We start from the raw sequence: 15,085 nt of genomic DNA, 5'->3' as shown, positions 1-15,085 counted from the left end.
GGCCGTTCACCGCTGGATGACGGCGAACGACGCCCCTTGATTGTCGGTGACGACGGCCACTTTTCCGTACGAGGTGTCGAAGGCGGGCACCTGGACGCGGCCGCCGAGCCGGTTCACCGTGGCGAGTACCGCCTCGACGCTCTCGACCCCGAAATGGACCAGGAAGTGCGGGGGCATCTCCGCCGGGAAGACGTCGAGGACGGGGGCCCGGCCCACGTCGGGGGACGCGTCGGCGCCGAAGAGGGCGTCGTGGAAGAGGGCCCCGTAGAACGCGTCGACGACCCAGGTGTCCCGTGCGTACAACTCCGCCCAGCAGAAGGAGCCCGGCGCGTGCCGCTTCCCGAAGCCCGGATGGTCGCCCGCCTGCCAGAGACCGAACACCGCGCCCTCGGGGTCGGTGGCGAGGGCCGTCGTGCCGAAGGAGCCGACCGGTGTCGGGGCGGTGATCAGCCGGCCGCCCGCCGTGGTGATCCGGGCGGCCAGCGCGGCGGCGTCCGGGGTGGCGAAGTACACCGTCCAGACGGTGGGCATCCGCCCGTCCCCCTTGGGCACCAGGGCGGCGACGAGCTCACCGTGGTGGCGTGCCCACACCTCGGTCCCGGGCGGCCCGGACCCCTCGCCGAAGGTCCAGCCGAACAGCTCACCGTAGAAGCGCCGGCCCGCCTCCACGTCGGGAAGCTGCGCTTCCACCCAGCAGGGGACGCCTTCGGGGAAGGCACCGGACGCGTCGGGCGCGCCGGATGCCGGGGATACGGCCATGCGGCCAAGTTAATGGCGTTTCCCCCACCTCGCGCGGTGGCCGGAAGCGCCCGCGGACCCGCCCGGCGCCCATCTCACACCTCACCCACGCCCCACAACACCCCACCGCACCCCATTTGCAGTCGGCCGAATCGCGCTCCGATCACCCCTCGGTAAGCTGACGGCATGACAGGACAAGTGCGTACCGTCGACGGCCGCGTGGCCGGTCGGCGTGGGCAGGCGACCAGGCAGAAGCTGCTCGACTGCCTCAGTGAAATGCTCAGCTCCTCGCCCTACCGGGACGTCAAAGTCATTGATGTCGCCCGTAAGGCAGGCACTTCACCGGCGACTTTCTACCAGTACTTTCCGGACGTCGAAGGCGCCGTCCTGGAGATCGCGGAGCAAATGGCCGCGGAGGGCGCCGGGTTGACCGAACTGCTCGACGGGCGCTCCTGGGCGGGCAAGGCCGGCTGGCAGACGGCGCAGGAACTCGTCGACGGGTTCCTGGAGTTCTGGCGGAAGAACGACGCCATTCTCCGCGTGGTCGACCTGGGTGCCGCCGAGGGCGACAAGCGGTTCTACAAGATCCGCATGAAGATCCTGAATTCGGTGAACAACTCCCTTACGGACACGGTCACCGAGCTCCAGGCCAAGGGCAGGGTCGACAAGGACGTGAACCCCGCGGCGATGGCCGGCTCCCTCGTCGCGATGCTCGCGGCGGTGGCCTCGCACCAGAAAGGTTTCCAGACATGGGGTGTCAAACAGGCTGAACTCAAGCCCAATCTCGCACTGTTGGTGCACCTCGGCGTGACCGGGAAGAAGCCGACCAAGTAGGAGTCGCTTCCCTTCTGTTTCCCCTTGCCCCCACCTCCTGTCACGCAGGCGGCAGCCCCACGCCGGACGGACCGTTCCGGCGGGCTGCCGCCTGCCGCGCTGTGCGGACGCCCCGCCTCGCCTCTCCGTTTCCCTGCGCGCCCCTCCTTGCCCCTCCTCTGCCTCCCCTGCCCCGCCGCACCTCCCCACGCGCCCCGACGCGTCCCCACCCGTCCCGACGCTCCCCGGCGGCCGTGGCCGGGCGGCACCGGCCCTCAGCGCCGGGTGATCCGGAACAGCCGGATCTCACGGTCGATCCGCGCCTGGTACGTGGCGTACGGCGGCCAGAAAGCCAGCGCCGCCCGCCAGGCCGCGTCCCGCTCCTCCCCCGCCAGCAGCCGGGCCGTCACCGGGATGTCCGTGCCCTTCCAGCTCACCTCGGCGTCCGGGTGGGCGAGCAGATTGGCGGTCCACGCCGGATGCTCCGCGCGCCCGAAGTTCGAGCCGACGAGGAGCCAGCTCGCCGCCCCGGCCCCCTCCGGCACACAGGCCAGCGGCGTCCGCCGGACCAGCCCGCTCCGCGCGCCGCGCGCCGTGAGGACGACACCCGGCAGCATCCGCGCGCTCAGCAGCACCCTGCCGCGGGTCAGCCGGTGCACCGCGCGGTCCACGGCGGGGACGAGATGCGGCGCGACGCGGGCGAAGGTCCGGGTGGCGGACACCTTCTGCACGAGCCGGACCCCGGGGAGCGCTCCGCGGGCCATCAGACCACCACCTCCCCGCCCTCGAAGAGCCGCGCGTCGTCGGCCGCGTGCGCCCGCAGCCGGTGCACGGGCCCGAAGAGCAGTTCGTCGCCGGACGCCCGCTTGAAGTACAGGTGGGCCTCGTGCTCCCAGGTGAAGCCGATGCCCCCGTGCAACTGGATCCCCTCGGCCGAGGCCGAGCGCAGCGCCTCCAGGGCCTGGGCGAGCGCGAGCCCTCCGACCCGTTCGCGACCGCCGCCGTCGCCGGCGGCCCAGGCCGCGTAGTAGGCGGCCGAGCGCGCCGCCTCCACCCGTACGTACACGTCCGCGAGGCGGTGCTTGACCGCCTGGAAGGTCCCGATGGCCCGCCCGAACTGCTCCCGCTGCCGGACGTACTCGACGGTCCGTTCCAGTGCCCGGTCGGCGGCGCCCACGGCCTCCGCGGCGAGTACGGCGGCGGCACTGCGGCCGAGGCCGGCGAGCGCGCCGAGCACGTCGCCGCCGTCCCCCAGCGGCTCGGCCGCCACGTCCCGCAGCTCCACCCGGGCCTGCGGCCTCGTCTCGTCCAGCGAGGTCTGCCGTACCCGTACGAGCCCCTCGGCGTCCTCCCGTACGAGGAACAGCGACGTCCGCGACCTCGCGAAGCCTCCGGTGTGCGCGGCCACCACCAGGAGCCGCGCACTGTGTCCGTCGAGCACATGGGCCGCCTGCCCATAGAGCCGCCAGCCACCGTCGGCCCGCCGCGCCTGCACCCCGCCCGCGCGCCCGCCGCCCGCCCAGTCCCCGCGGTGGTCGCCGACCAGCCCGAGGGCGGTGGGCAGCCCGGCACCCGGCACCGCGAGCGCCGCGGTCAGTTCGCCGCCCGCGATCCGGGGCAGCAGCTCGGCGCGCTGGTCCCCGGTGCCCAGGGCCAGGATCAGCGGCGCGGCCAGGACCGCCGTGGAGATCAGCGGCGACGGCGCCAGGGCCCGCCCCGACTCCTCGCAGGCGAGGGCGAGTTCGGTGACCGAGCAGCCGGTTCCGCCGTACCGTTCGGGAAGGGCGAGCCCCGGCAGACCGAGCTGCCGGGCGAGCGTGTCCCAGAGTCCGGTGTCGTGTCCGGCGGCGGTCCGCACGGCCGCCCGCACCTCGTCCGGGCCGCACCGCTTGAGCAGGACTTCCCGGAGGGTGCGGCGGATCTCGTCCTGTTCGGGGGTGAAACGGGCGTCCATGGGCAGGCCCCTCCTGATCTGACGGGCCGTCATATTAGGTCGAGGGAAGGGAGATGCACAGAGGTGCGACGACCTCCCCCGCACTCACTGTCTGATGTACCGTCAGATCTATGATTCCGCGGAAGCGCAAGGTGGCCGTGGTGGGCGTGGCCCTCTCCGACTGCGGCCGGGTGGACGACGCCACGCCTTACGCCCTGCACGCGCAGGCCGCCCGCCGGGCCCTCGCGGACGCGGGCCTGGACAGGTCGCGGATCGACGGCTTCGCCTCGGCGGGCCTGGGCACGCTCCCCCCGGCCGAGGTGGCCGAATACCTCGGACTGCGTCCCGACTGGGTCGACTCGACCGCCGTCGGCGGCTCCACCTGGGAGGTCATGGCGGCGCACGCGGCCGACGCGATCACGGCCGGCCACGCCCGCGCCGTCCTGCTCGTGTACGGATCGACGGCCCGCGCGGACATCAGGGCGGGCCGCCGCACCGGCGACCTCTCCTTCGGCGCCCGGGGCCCGCTCCAGTTCGAGGTCCCCTACGGCCATACGCTCATCGCCAAGTACGCGATGGCCGCGCGCCGCCACATGCACCAGTACGGCACGACGCTCGAACAGCTCGCCTCGGTCGCCGTCCAGGCCCGCGCGAACGCGGCACTGAACCCGGAGGCCATGTTCCGCGCCCCGATCACGGTCGACGACGTCCTGTCCGGCCCGATGATCGCCGACCCCTTCACCAAGCTGCACTGCTGCCTGCGTTCCGACGGCGGCGCGGCGGTGCTGCTGGTGGCCGAGGAGTACGTACGGGACTGCCGTACGGCCCCGGTGTGGGTCCTCGGCACCGGGGAGCACGTCTCCCACACGACGATGTCCGAGTGGGCCGACTTCACGGTGTCCCCGGCGGCGGTCAGCGGACGTCTCGCCTTCGGGCGGGCCGGGGTGCGCCCGGACGAGATCGACGTGGCCGAGATCTACGACGCCTTCACCTACATGACGCTCGTGACGCTGGAGGACCTGGGCTTCTGCGCGAAGGGCGAGGGCGGCGCGTTCGTGGACGCCGCGAAGGGGCGGCTCCTGGTGGACGGGGAGCTGCCCGTGAACACCGACGGGGGCGGCCTCTCGGCCCAGCATCCCGGGATGCGGGGCCTGTTCCTGCTGGTGGAGGCGGTGCGGCAGCTGCGTGGCGAGGCGGACGGGCGCCAGGTCCGGCGACGGGACGGCGCACCGCCCCAGCTGGCCGTGGCGTCCGGCACCGGGGGGTGGTTCTGCTCGTCCGGCACCGTGGTACTCGGGCGATAGGGCCACGCCGGCCGCCTCGCCGGACGGTACGAAGGAAGGCCGTCCAGGTGGCGGGGGTGACGGCGAGGGTGGGGGCGGCGCCCTCCGGGTCCTCGGAGTCGCGGATGTGGACGATGGTGGGGCGGGGGCTACTTCGACGCGCGCCTCACCTTCGTTGTTGCTGTAGCCGGACTTGGACCAGGCCGGTTCCGTCGTGTTCACAGTCGCCCCGCCTTCCTCTCGATGAGCTCCACGGACTCCTCGGGATGGAACGCCTGGACTCGCGACATCCCGAAGAGGTCAAACGCAGCTGCACCACCTCAGCGAACTGACCGACGGACGCCCCGGACCTGTCGTACGGGAGAGGAGCGGCTGCCGGTGGACATACTTCCTGCCGGCTCCCGGGGAGAGCGCGGAGCACGACTGGCCGCCGGGGGCCCGCCGGTTCGCCCGGTGCGGACAGGACGAGTACATCGGGGTCCCCGCGCCGGAGGGCAGCGCCTACCCGCTCGGCTGGGGCGCCGGCGCACCCGAGGACGGGGAGTTCGTGGACGCCGAACTGCTGCGCGGAGTGCTGACGGCGCAGCTCTGCCGACCACCCGAGTGATACTCGGGGCATGGGAACGGATCTTCACGAACTGCTGAGGTCACTGCGGGTGTGGGACGTCGAGCTGCCGGACTTCGACCCGATGGCCGCGCCCGCCGCGCCCCTGGCCCTGTTCACGGAGTGGCTCGCGCAGGCGGCCGCGGCGGGTCAGACCGAGCCGCACACGATGTCGCTGGCGACGGTGGACGAGGACGGTCTGCCGGACGTACGGATCGTGATGCTGCACGGCGCGGACGCGGACGGATGGGCGTTCGCGAGCCACACCACCAGCCGCAAGGGACGTCAGCTCGCCGTCCGCCCCTACGCGGCGCTCGACTTCTACTGGCCCGCACAGGGCCGTCAGATCCGGCTGCGCGGCCCGGTGGCGGTCGCTCCGCCGGAGGAGGGGCAGGCGGACCTGCACGCCCGCTCGACGGGCGCGCTGGCCGCCGCCCTGGTCGGCAGGCAGAGCGAAGTGCTCGGCTCGGTCGAGGAGTTGGCGCGCGCTTCGGACGCCGCCTGGCAGCGCGCGGGGCGCGAGCCGGACGCGGCGGCGCCGACCTGGACCCTCTACCGCCTCCAGCCGGAGGAGGTGGAGTTCTTCCAGGGCGACGCGCGACGCCGGCACGTGCGACTCGTCTACCGCCGTACGGGGGCGGAGTGGCGCACGGAACTGCTGTGGCCCTGAGTGGCTGAGGCGCCGGGCCGGGGACGCGGCCCGCGTCCTCCTGGGGGCGCGGGGACCTGCTCGACCGGCCCCCGCCCACCCGCGGCCCGGAGAACGACGCACGGTGAACGGTGAACGGAGGACGGAGGACGGAGGACGTTGGACGGAGGACGTTGGACGCGACCGCCCGTCACCCTCAGGCCGACGCTCCCGCGGGACGCGGCGCGTCCTCGAAGTCGTACACGTCGAAGTCGGCCACGGGCCGGTAGCCGATCCGCTGGTAGAGGCCGTTGCTGGTGGGGTTGGAGAGGTCCGTGAAGAGCAGGACCTCGTCGACTCCGGAGGCCAGCGCGGCCCGGCCGACCTCGACGGTGGCGGCCCCCGCATAGCCTCGGCCGCGGAACGGGGCCGGGGTGTACACGGGGCCGACACGCACCTGACCGGCGATCCGCGGGGTCGCGCCGGCCATCGCGACCGGGGTGCCGCCCGGCGTCTCCCAGAGGGTGATGCCGCCGTAGGCGATCCGCGCGGCGGCCCAGTCGCCGGCGTCACGCGAGGTCCGCTCACCGACCGCTTCGGCGAACTCGCCGTACCACCGGGCGAGCAGCGCCCGGTCGCCCTCCCCGGCGGCCTGCGGCCGGCCGGGCGGGACGGGCCCGGGCACGGCCGGGGTGTCCAGCCGGTACAGCCGGTCGTGGCGGTGCAGCGGGGCACTCGTCCCGGTGCGGAGCCGCTGCCAGGCCTCGGCGAAGGCCGCGGCGGTGGTCCGGTCGGCGGTGACGCCCGGCAGGTCGTGCCCGAGGCCCGCCAGGCGCGCGGCGAGGGAGTCGGCGTCCTCCTCGGACAGGGAGGTGACGTTCAGCCGGTGGGGTGGCGTGCGGAAGAAGGCCGCGCGCACGTCCCCGTCCCGCTCCAGCAGGCCGAACACCGGCGCCTGCGCCCCGAACGTGTTCGGACCCCGGGTGCGCAGCGCGTGGGTCACCGTCAGCGGCACGGTGTGCAGAGCGGGCCGCGAACGGAGGAAGTCCCCCGCACGCGCGAGGAAGGCGTCCACGTCGTGGGTGACCGCCCAGGCATAAGACTCACGAGGCATGCCGTCATGATCCCGCCTGCCGCCCGTCCGCCGCCTCCGGATTTCCGGCGGGGCTCTTCCGGTACGGCTCCTCGGGCACGGCCCATCCGGCACGGCGACAGGCCGGGAAGCGGGACGGACCCGACGACGGGACCTCACAGGGCGTGAGACGGCTAGGCCGGGTCCGGGTCCGGGTCCGGGTCCGGCAGCACCGGCATCGGGTCGGTCGCGACCCGCGCGTGCAGATGGACGTCCCGGAACGCGTCGTGCCGTCCGGCTTGGAACATCGCGCCTCTGAGCGTCCCCTCGTAACGGAACCCGCAGCGCTCGGCGACCCGGCAGGAGGCCTCGTGGCCGAGGGCGTGTCCCAGTTCCAGCCGGTGCAGACGAATCGCTCCGAAGGCGAAGCGGGAGGCCAGGGCGAGGGCCCGGGTGGCGACCTGGTGGCCGCGGGCCTCCGGCAGGACCCAGTACCCGACGCGGGCGACGCGCATGACGTGGTCGATCTCGTTGATGCCGATGTGCCCCAGTGCCGTACCGCCCGACTCGGCCATGACGCAGAAGGAGACGCCTGTGCCGTCGGCGGCGCTCTCGGTGCGCGAGCGGAGCGACTCGCGGGCGCTGTCGATGTCCCGGACGGGCCGGAGCGGGGTGTTCCAGCGCTGGAACTCCGGATCGGACACGCCGCGCAGCCAGGCCGCGACGTCGACGTCGGAATCCGCGTCCCAGGGCCGCAGCAACAGACCGTGGCCGTGCAGCTCGGGAAAGGGCTCGGCGGAGGACTTCACGTGGAAACCGGACATCCAGCCATTGAAACGCGTCGGCGGCCCGAACTCACACCCGGGGCGCCCGAGGCGCCGGGGGACCGTGGGGGTGCGCGGGCGCGGCGGCGGCGGGTCGGGGGCGGAAGACGGGCGTGCCGTCGCGGAAGGTCACCCGGAGTTCCATGCCGATCCGCAGGGCGGCCGGCGCGCACTCCACCACCTCGGTCATCATCCGCGGCCCCTCGGCGAGATCGACGACGGCCGCGACGTACGGCACACGGCCGCCGAACGGCGGGAGGTCGTTGCGGTGCACGACGGACCACGTGTAGAGCGTCGCGCGGCCGCTCGCGGGCCGCCAGCGCACGTCCTCGCTCCAGCAGTGCGGACAGAACTCGCGGGGGTAGTGATGCGGCCGCCCGCAGGCGTCGCAGTGGCGCAGCAGCAGCCGGCCCGCCGCGGCCGCGTCCCAGTACGGCCGGGTGAAGGCGTCGGTCTCGGGCACGTCGAACCGGGCGCTCACCGGAAGAGCCCGATCGCGTCGTCCAGCGACCACGTCTGCCAGGACATCCCGAACAGGGCGACGGCCGAGATCAGCGCCATCATCGCGTTCTGTCCCTGCTCGGCCCAGTCGTGGATCATGAGCGTGAAGTACAGGACGTTGAGCAGCAGCCCCCCGGCCAGGGCGACCGGGGTCAGCAGTCCGGCCACCAGGCCCAGCCCGAGGGCGAGTTCCGCGTGGACGACGACGTAGGCCATCGCCTTCGGACGCGGCGCCACAATCGTCTCGAAGCCGGAACGCACGGCGCTCCACCGGTGTTTGGCCGCCACGTCCGCGGCCCACGCGATCCCGGTCCCCCGCTCGAACCAGCCCGCCTTGTCCTTGTGCCGCCAGCTCTCCAGCCACCACAGACCGAGCCCGATCCGCAGCACGGCCAGCCATTGCGCCCCGTCGAGCCAGATCGTGTCCATGGCCGAACCTCCTGCCGTCGCCGCCATCTGACGGTACGTCAGTTCAGCGGACGAAGGCACCCTCGCGCAAGGGACGCGGGGACACGAACCCACCCGTCGAGCACCCCCGGCGCCACGGGACCGGCCTGCCGGGAGAACACCGCCGCCGGCGGTTCCACCGCGGGACTCGGGGTCACGCGCGGGTCGGGCCCTGCTTGTCTGCGGTCGTGCCGGTGTCCGCGTGAGCGCGTGAGCGGTCCTGCGCGTGAGCGGTCCAGCGTGGGGACCCGCCCCGCCCGTGATTGGTCCCGCCCGTGTCCTGTCCCGCCCGTGTCCGGTGCTGATCTCGTGCCGCCCGGCTTGGGCCCGGTTCGCGCCGAGCGGACTAGGGCCTGCGGATCCGGCGCGCCCCGCGGGACCGGCTCAGTTCGCGGTGCCGGCCCGTCCCGCGGCGCGTGCCACGGCCTTCGCCGTCTTCCGCGCGTCCAGGGCGAGTTCGCGGAACATGCCGCTGATGGGGTTGGTGAAACCGGTGAAGTACAGACCGGGCGCGTTCTTCGGGGTGCGTCCGCCGTGCACGACCGGGCGGCCGCGCGCGTCCAGCACGCCGAGGTGTCCGACCATGCCCTCCAGGGCGCGCTCGTACCCGGTCGCGGCGATCACAGCGTCGGGGCCGATCCGGGTGCCGTCGGCGAGGACGACCTTGCCCTCCTCGAAGCCCTCCACCGCGGCCACGATCTCGACCCGCCCCTTGCGCACGGCGTCGATCAGGCCGACGTCCTGGACGGGGATCGAGCCCTCCTTGACCCGCGAGTAGAGGCCGGTGGCGGGGCGCGGCAGCCCCTGCGCCGACAGGTCGGGGACGCTCACCCTGGCCATCGGCCCGGCGAGGGCGTCGACAAGACGCACCGGCAGCCGGCGGACGAGGATGCCGGTGAACTGGGCCGCCCAGCCGGCCGTGGAGCGCCGCACGATGTGCGGGGCGGTGCGCACCGCGAGCCGCACCCGCCCGGCGCCGCCCTCGACCAGGTCCACGGCGATCTCGGCGCCCGTGTTGCCGACGCCGACGACCAGGACGTCCCGTCCGGCGTAGGGGGCCGGGTTGCGGTACTCGCCGGCGTGCAGGAGTTCGCCGCTGTACGCGTCGCGGCCGGGCCAGTCCGGCACGCGGGGCGTGTGGTTGTGGCCGGTGGCGACGACGACCGCGCTGCCGGTCAGTTCGCGGCCCCCGGTGGCGAGCAGCAGCCAGGAGTCGCCGGCGCGTTCGACGCGGGAGACCTCGACCCCCGTGACGATCTCCAGCTGGTGGTGCTCGGCGTACTTCTCCAGATAGCGCACCACGTTGTCGCGCGAGACCCAGCGCCCGAACGCACGGGGCATCGCGAGTCCCGGGAGGGCGGACAGCCGCCGCGTCGTGTGCAGGTGCAGCCGGTCGTAGTGACGCCGCCAGGAGGCCCCGACCCGGTCGGACTTCTCCAGTACGACGGCCCGTACGCCCTGGGCGCGCAACGCGTACGCCGTCGCGAGGCCGCCGGGGCCGCCGCCGATCACGTACACGGGGCGGTCCTCGTGTGACGGTACCGGGTGGAGTGTGGAGGAAGCAGTCGAGTCGGCCATGAGCGCGAGCGTAATCACGTCATCAATTGATAGGTCTCGGTCAAGCCCGGAATCGGTTGCGAACTGATCACGACTGTAGGAGTGGTGCGTGCGGATGGTGGCGTAGGTCACTTGGAACCCGCGTGGTCGTCGAAGTGCGCGATTGAGCTGGGGACTTGTCGGCGCGTCACTCCGGGCCGGCTGTCCGTCCCTCGCCCGGCCGCTTCGGCGCCGCGGGCTTCGGTGACGCGCCGGGCGCCGGGGCGGCCCGAGGTGACGTACCGCTGATCGGGCCCGACGAACTGTACGGGCGGGCGAGGTCCGTCGGGACGCCGTACACGGCCGAGGGCGCGCGAGGACCAGCCCCGGGACACCGGAACCCGTCGTCGGGTTCGGGCCGTGACACCGGAACCCGACGACGGGTTCCGGGCCCCGTACCGCGGGGTACGAACCAGGTGCCCGTCGCGCCCGTCCACGCAACCGCCGCCCGTCTGCCGCACAACCGCCACACGCCTGCCACGCACCGCACGAGCTGTCGCCCGTGTTGCCCACGGCGGCGCACGGCCCTCACCGCACGTACGCGGCTTTGCCTGCACGACTGTTCCTGACAGGCCGTCAGTTAAGTAATCTGACAGAGCGTCAGTTAATTGGCTGTCACACAGGAGCGGGCGGACCGATGCTTGGATCAACCCACGGCACCCTCACCACCGACTCCCGCCGGGCCCGGGTCATCGCCTGCGGCGAGCAGCCCTCACCCGTCGTGCACGGCCGGCCGGCCGATGTCGACGACTTCGACGTCAGCGGGCGCCCGCTGTACGCCGACGTGCCCGATCTGGACCGCTTCTTCCGTCCCGAGTCGGTGGCCGTCGTCGGCGCCTCGGACACCGAGGGACGGCCGAACACCGGCATCACCCGGCAGCTGATCTCCTGGGCCGAGCGGGTCGGGGCCCGGCTGCACCCGGTGCACCCCACCCGCCGGACCGTCTTCGGTCTGCCCTGCTTCCCGTCCGTCGCGGACCTGCCCGAGCAGGTCGATCTGGCCGCGCTGCTGGTCGGCGACCCGCTCGGCGTGATCGGCGAACTGGGCGAGGCCAAGGTGAAGTTCGCGGTCGCCTTCGCCTCCGGGTTCGCCGAGACCGGCGCCGAGGGCGCGGCCGCGCAGACCCGGCTCGCCGCCGCCGTCCGCCGCTCCGGCCTGCGACTGCTGGGCCCCAACACCAACCTCAACGCCTTCGAACGGTTCCGCGACGACCTCGACGGTCCCGCCGTCGCCCTCATCACCCAGTCCGGCCACCAGGGGCGTCCGGTCTTCGCGATGCAGGAACTGGGCGTACGCCTCTCCCACTGGGCGCCCACCGGCAACGAGGCCGACCTGGAGACCGCCGACTTCATCTCCTACTTCTCCGAGCGGCCCGAGGTCGGCGCCATCGCCTGCTACGTCGAGGGGCTCAAGGACGGCCGTTCCTTCCTGCTCGCCGCCGACCGCGCCGCCCGGCGCGGGGTGCCCGTCGTCGCCGTCAAGGTCGGCCGCACCGAGACCGGCGCCCGCACCGCCGCCTCCCACACCGGCAAGCTGACCGGCGCCGACACGGTGGTGGACGCCGCGATGCGGCAGTACGGCGTGATCCGCGTCGACGGGCTCGACGAACTCCAGGACACCGCCGCGCTGCTGGCCCGCGCGCGCCCCCCGCTGGCCGACGGGGTCGCCGTCTGTTCGATCTCCGGCGGCACGGGCGCGCACTTCGCCGACCTGGCGACGGCGGCGGGGCTGCGCCTGCCGGACCTCTCGGCGGCCAAGCAGGCCGAGCTGCACCAGTGGATACCCGAGTACCTGAACGTGGCCAACCCCGTCGACAACGGGGGACACCCGGTCGGCGACCGGCGCGGTCGCAAGATCATCGACGCCCTCCTCGCCGATCCGGAGATCGGGGTGCTGATCTGTCCGATCACCGGCCCCTTCCCGCCGATGAGCGACAGGCTCGCGCAGGACCTGGTGGACGCGGCGGAGGGGACGGACAAGCTGGTGTGCGTGGTGTGGGGGTCGCCGGTCGGCACCGAGGCCGCCTACCGCGAGACGCTGCTCGGGTCGTCGCGGGTCGCCACCTTCCGTACGTTCGCCAACTGCATCACCGCCGTGCGGGCCCATCTGGAGCACCACCGGTTCGTCGGCGCGTACCGCTCGCCCTTCGACGAGGCTCCCCGCACCCCCTCGCCCTCCTTCCGCAAGGCCCAGGCACTGATGCGGCCGGGCCGGCAACTGAGCGAGCACGCGGCGAAACAGCTGCTGCGCGCGTACGGGATCCGGGTGCCGCGCGAGCAGTTGGTGACCAGCGCGGCGGCTGCCGTGCGCGCGGCCGGCCTGGTGGGCTACCCCGTGGTCATGAAGGCCTCCGGCGCGCAGATCGCCCACAAGACCGAACTCGGCCTGGTGAAGATCGGGCTGACCTCCGCGAGCCAGGTCAGGGACGCCTACCGCGAACTGACCGACATCGCGCGCTACGAGGGGATCTCGCTGGACGGGGTGCTGGTGTGCCAGATGGTCGAGCGGGGCGTCGAGATGGTCGTGGGGGTCACGCACGACCGGCTGTTCGGGCCGACCGTGGCCGTCGGGCTCGGTGGCGTCCTCGTCGAGGTGCTGCGGGACACGGCCGTCCGTGTGCCGCCCTTCGGTGAGGACCAGGCCCGGGGGATGCTCCGCGAGCTGCGCGGCCGGGCGCTCCTGGACGGCGTGCGGGGGGCGCCGCCGGTGGATGTGGACGCGCTCGTCGAGGTCGTCCTGCGTGTCCAGCGGATGGCCCTGGAGCTCGGTGACGACATCGCCGAGCTCGACATCAACCCGCTGATGGTGCTGCCCAGAGGGCAGGGCGCGGTGGCGCTGGACGCCCTGGTGGTGTGCCGCTGACCGGCCGCGCCACCGACCGCCGACCACGTCCCGTACGAACTGGAGCACCCTCATGCCCGCCTCCCCCCGCCCGTCGGCCGAATCCGGTGAATCCGATGAATCCGCCGAATCACGGAAAACAGATGAATCCATTCGATCTCCTGACAAGCCCGCCCCTCTCGACTCATTGATACGTCACGCCACTGACAACGCCGTCTCGTGGATCACCCTCGACCGCCCCCAGACGATGAACGCCCTCACCTGGGACCAGCGCGAACGCGTGATCGCGCTGCTCGCGTCGGCGTCCGCGGATCCGGACGTCCGGGCCGTGGTGATCACCGCGACGGGCCGCGGTTTCTGCGCGGGCGCGGACCTGAGGGGGGCGCCCGCGGCGGGCGAGCGGATCACCGGCGACGTCGCCCGCACGCTCCGGCTCGGCGCCCAGCGGCTCGTCGCGGCGGTCCTCGACTGCGAGAAGCCGGTGATCGCGGCGGTCAACGGCACCGCGGCCGGTCTCGGCGCCCATCTCGCCCTCGCCTGCGACCTCGTACTCGCCGCCGAACCGGCCCGGTTCATCGAGGTGTTCGTGCGTCGCGGACTGGTCCCCGACGGCGGAGGAGCGTATCTGCTGCCGCGTCTCATCGGGCCGCAGCGCGCGAAGGAGCTGATGTTCTTCGGCGACGCGCTCACGGCCAGAGACGCCGAACGCCTCGGTCTCGTCAACCGCGTCGTCCCGCCCGAGGACCTGGAGAAGACCGCACGCGAGTGGGCCGAACGCCTGGCCACGGGGCCGACGCGCGCCCTGGCCCTCACCAAACAGCTGGTCAACGCCTCCCTCGACACCGACCGCACCGCCGCGTTCGCCGCGGAGGCGGCCGCCCAGGAGATCAACATGACGACGGCGGACGCGAAGGAAGGGGTGGCGAGCTTCGTGGAGCGGCGGGCGGCCGAGTACCGGGGCCGGTGAGAGACCGTGACAGCCGGTCGGCTCCGCCTCGCGATCCGCGGGCCGTCCGACGCGTCCGGCGCGTCCGGTGGAGTCCTCGCCGCCCTCCTCCCCTCGCTCCGCGCTCCGCGCTCCCCGCCCCCTTCCTATCTGACGGCACGTCAGGTTCAATGGCTGGCGTGATGGGACACGCAGGAATGGCGGCGGCCGCCGTGCGCTATCTCCGGTCGGCCGGGGCCCCCACCGTCGCGGGGCCGGTCGAGATGCTGCCGCGGCCCGAACTGCGCGCGGTCGGCGAGGACGAGCGGGCGCCGGTCGATCCGGGCGAGTTCCGGCGGGTACTGGGGAACTTCGCGACCGGTGTGACCGTCGTCACCGCGCCGGAGGGACCCGCGGAGGCGGCGGGGGCGGGGCCCGCCGGTTTCGCCTGCCAGTCGTTCTCCTCCCTCTCCCTGGACCCACCGCTGGTCTGTTTCATGGTCGGCCGCACGTCGGCGACCTGGCCACGGATCGCCCGCGCCGGCGTCTTCTGCGTGAACGTGCTGGGCGCGCATCAGGGCGACCTGTGCCGTGGGTTCGCGGTGAGCGGGGCGGACAAGTTCGCGGGGGTCGGGTACGACGCGGCGCCCGTCTCCGGCTCCCCCCGTCTCGCGGGGGCCGCGGCCTGGATCGACTGCACGATCCACGCGGTGCACACGGGCGGGGACCATCTCATCGTGGTCGGACGGGTGGACGCGCTCGGGACGGGAGACGGTGGCGGTGGCGAGGGCGTCGCGCCGTTGCTGTTCCACCGGGGGCGCTTCGTCCAGGCCGGTTCGTCCAGGTGATCGGGGAGTCCGGTCCCTGAAACTCGGGGAC

At 73.3% G+C, this 15,085-nt stretch carries 14 protein-coding genes and 1 pseudogene; 6 read left to right on the top strand and 9 right to left on the bottom strand.

Annotation, left to right across the window (positions count from 1 at the left end):
- Window positions 1–6: 6 nt before the first annotated feature.
- Window positions 7–759, bottom strand: coding sequence for a VOC family protein (locus tag GFH48_RS22780; RefSeq protein ID WP_153290020.1), 753 nt, complete (start codon window positions 757–759; stop codon window positions 7–9).
- 165 nt (window positions 760–924) lie between these two features.
- On the opposite strand from GFH48_RS22780, the gene GFH48_RS22775 reads away from it, so the two are divergent.
- The gene (locus GFH48_RS22775; protein ID WP_153290019.1) at window positions 925–1,572 is read left to right on the top strand and encodes a TetR family transcriptional regulator; all 648 of its coding nucleotides are present in this window, start codon (window positions 925–927) and stop codon (window positions 1,570–1,572) included.
- A gap of 254 nt (window positions 1,573–1,826) precedes the next feature.
- On the opposite strand, the gene GFH48_RS22770 is transcribed toward GFH48_RS22775, so the two are convergent.
- On the bottom strand, window positions 1,827–2,315 hold the full coding sequence (locus GFH48_RS22770) for a nitroreductase family deazaflavin-dependent oxidoreductase (protein WP_153290018.1): 489 nt from the start codon (window positions 2,313–2,315) through the stop codon (window positions 1,827–1,829).
- Complete coding sequence (locus GFH48_RS22765) at window positions 2,315–3,505, bottom strand: acyl-CoA dehydrogenase family protein (protein ID WP_153290017.1); 1,191 nt, start codon at window positions 3,503–3,505, stop codon at window positions 2,315–2,317. The genes GFH48_RS22770 and GFH48_RS22765 overlap by 1 nt, the downstream gene beginning before the upstream one ends.
- A gap of 110 nt (window positions 3,506–3,615) precedes the next feature.
- Here GFH48_RS22765 and GFH48_RS22760 point away from each other — a divergent pair, with 110 nt between their 5' ends.
- A complete protein-coding gene (locus GFH48_RS22760) occupies window positions 3,616–4,788 on the top strand; it encodes a thiolase C-terminal domain-containing protein (RefSeq protein ID WP_153290016.1) in 1,173 nt (390 codons plus the stop codon).
- 31 nt (window positions 4,789–4,819) lie between these two features.
- On the opposite strand, the pseudogene GFH48_RS40150 reads toward GFH48_RS22760, so the two are convergent.
- Window positions 4,820–4,894, bottom strand: a pseudogene (locus GFH48_RS40150) (DUF397 domain-containing protein); the annotation flags it as partial.
- Window positions 4,895–5,384: 490 nt separating this feature from the next.
- Between GFH48_RS40150 and GFH48_RS22750 the strand changes: the two are divergent.
- Window positions 5,385–6,041, top strand: a complete 657-nt coding sequence (locus GFH48_RS22750) for a pyridoxine/pyridoxamine 5'-phosphate oxidase (protein WP_153290015.1) — start codon at window positions 5,385–5,387, stop codon at window positions 6,039–6,041.
- Between the two features lie 175 nt (window positions 6,042–6,216).
- Here GFH48_RS22750 and GFH48_RS22745 read toward each other — a convergent pair whose 3' ends face one another.
- From GFH48_RS22745 to GFH48_RS22725, 5 genes are all read right to left on the bottom strand, one after another.
- Window positions 6,217–7,113, bottom strand: coding sequence for a GNAT family N-acetyltransferase (locus GFH48_RS22745; RefSeq protein WP_153290014.1), 897 nt, complete (start codon window positions 7,111–7,113; stop codon window positions 6,217–6,219).
- 152 nt (window positions 7,114–7,265) lie between these two features.
- Window positions 7,266–7,895 (bottom strand): GNAT family N-acetyltransferase, encoded by a 630-nt coding sequence (locus tag GFH48_RS22740; protein WP_153290013.1) that lies wholly within the window; start codon window positions 7,893–7,895, stop codon window positions 7,266–7,268.
- Between the two features lie 31 nt (window positions 7,896–7,926).
- Window positions 7,927–8,376 (bottom strand): Zn-ribbon domain-containing OB-fold protein, encoded by a 450-nt coding sequence (locus tag GFH48_RS22735; protein ID WP_153290012.1) that lies wholly within the window; start codon window positions 8,374–8,376, stop codon window positions 7,927–7,929.
- Entirely contained in the window at window positions 8,373–8,825 is a 453-nt protein-coding gene (locus GFH48_RS22730; protein ID WP_153290011.1) for a DoxX family protein, read from the bottom strand. The genes GFH48_RS22735 and GFH48_RS22730 overlap by 4 nt, the downstream gene beginning before the upstream one ends.
- A 402-nt stretch (window positions 8,826–9,227) precedes the next feature.
- Entirely contained in the window at window positions 9,228–10,421 is a 1,194-nt protein-coding gene (locus GFH48_RS22725; protein WP_153290010.1) for a flavin-containing monooxygenase, read from the bottom strand.
- A 655-nt stretch (window positions 10,422–11,076) separates the two neighbouring features.
- Between GFH48_RS22725 and GFH48_RS22720 the strand changes: the two genes are divergently transcribed.
- From GFH48_RS22720 to GFH48_RS22710, 3 genes are all read left to right on the top strand, one after another.
- Window positions 11,077–13,302, top strand: a complete 2,226-nt coding sequence (locus GFH48_RS22720; protein WP_153290009.1) for an acetate--CoA ligase family protein — start codon at window positions 11,077–11,079, stop codon at window positions 13,300–13,302.
- A gap of 166 nt (window positions 13,303–13,468) precedes the next feature.
- Window positions 13,469–14,248 carry an enoyl-CoA hydratase/isomerase family protein gene (locus GFH48_RS22715; protein ID WP_407698653.1) on the top strand — a complete coding sequence of 260 codons (780 nt, stop codon included), beginning with the start codon at window positions 13,469–13,471 and terminating at the stop codon, window positions 14,246–14,248.
- A gap of 161 nt (window positions 14,249–14,409) precedes the next feature.
- Entirely contained in the window at window positions 14,410–15,054 is a 645-nt protein-coding gene (locus tag GFH48_RS22710) for a flavin reductase family protein (RefSeq protein WP_153290007.1), read from the top strand.
- Window positions 15,055–15,085 lie beyond the last annotated feature (31 nt).

The organism is Streptomyces fagopyri, assembly GCF_009498275.1.
Lineage (GTDB): Bacteria > Actinomycetota > Actinomycetes > Streptomycetales > Streptomycetaceae > Streptomyces > Streptomyces fagopyri.
The sequence above is the reverse complement of the archived record's forward strand: the minus strand, read 5'-3'. Positions and strand labels throughout refer to the sequence as shown.

Bases quoted from the DNA above. Each gene is read 5' to 3' on its own strand.
- GFH48_RS22780 (WP_153290020.1), bottom strand. From the start codon at position 759: ATGGCCGTATCCCCGGCATCCGGCGCGCCCGACGCGTCCGGTGCCTTC.
- GFH48_RS22775 (WP_153290019.1), top strand. From the start codon at position 925: ATGACAGGACAAGTGCGTACCGTCGACGGCCGCGTGGCCGGTCGGCGT.
- GFH48_RS22770 (WP_153290018.1), bottom strand. From the start codon at position 2,315: ATGGCCCGCGGAGCGCTCCCCGGGGTCCGGCTCGTGCAGAAGGTGTCC.
- GFH48_RS22765 (WP_153290017.1), bottom strand. From the start codon at position 3,505: ATGGACGCCCGTTTCACCCCCGAACAGGACGAGATCCGCCGCACCCTC.
- GFH48_RS22760 (WP_153290016.1), top strand. From the start codon at position 3,616: ATGATTCCGCGGAAGCGCAAGGTGGCCGTGGTGGGCGTGGCCCTCTCC.
- GFH48_RS22750 (WP_153290015.1), top strand. From the start codon at position 5,385: ATGGGAACGGATCTTCACGAACTGCTGAGGTCACTGCGGGTGTGGGAC.
- GFH48_RS22745 (WP_153290014.1), bottom strand. From the start codon at position 7,113: ATGCCTCGTGAGTCTTATGCCTGGGCGGTCACCCACGACGTGGACGCC.
- GFH48_RS22740 (WP_153290013.1), bottom strand. From the start codon at position 7,895: ATGTCCGGTTTCCACGTGAAGTCCTCCGCCGAGCCCTTTCCCGAGCTG.
- GFH48_RS22730 (WP_153290011.1), bottom strand. From the start codon at position 8,825: ATGGACACGATCTGGCTCGACGGGGCGCAATGGCTGGCCGTGCTGCGG.
- GFH48_RS22725 (WP_153290010.1), bottom strand. From the start codon at position 10,421: ATGGCCGACTCGACTGCTTCCTCCACACTCCACCCGGTACCGTCACAC.
- GFH48_RS22720 (WP_153290009.1), top strand. From the start codon at position 11,077: ATGCTTGGATCAACCCACGGCACCCTCACCACCGACTCCCGCCGGGCC.
- GFH48_RS22710 (WP_153290007.1), top strand. From the start codon at position 14,410: ATGGGACACGCAGGAATGGCGGCGGCCGCCGTGCGCTATCTCCGGTCG.